A 510-nucleotide genomic window follows, 5' to 3' on the forward strand; every position below is an offset into this window, starting at 1 on the left:
CAGCTGGTCAATTTCTGCGGCAAGCTCTTCCGCTTCAAACGAATCCTCTGACATAAGCAAATGAACAGCGGGATCCGCCTGTTCGATTCTTCCGACGGCATTCAGCCTTGGTGCGAGCTGAAATCCGACTGTTTCTTCGTTCGCTTCTCCGATGTCTCCGCCTGACAGCTTAATCAGCTCTTTTAAGCCGAGCCGATTTGTCCGTCGAAGCCTTTCAAGTCCTAGTGTTGCAATTAATCTGTTTTCGTCATGCAGCGGGACTAGATCGGCAATGGTGCCGATAGCCGCCAGGTCAAGCAGTTCATCAGGAAGTTCACCCAATAAAGCGTGGGCAAGCTTAAACGCGACTCCAACCCCGGCAAGCTCTTTAAACGGGTAAGTGCAGCCAGGCTGCTTCGGGTGGACGATCGCATGGACATCAGGAAGCTCCGGTCCCGGTTCATGATGATCAGTAATGATGACATCCAGTCCGAGTTCCTTTGCCACCTTCGCTTCATGCACAGCGGCAAT

At 52.4% G+C, this 510-nt stretch carries 1 protein-coding gene; it reads right to left on the reverse strand.

The genetic code is table 11. The features are described from left to right. On the reverse strand, window positions 1-510 hold a 510-nt coding region (locus AC27IT_RS28325), incomplete at both ends, for a DHH family phosphoesterase (RefSeq protein ID WP_487092347.1).

The organism is Brevibacillus sp. YAE8, assembly GCF_057543335.1.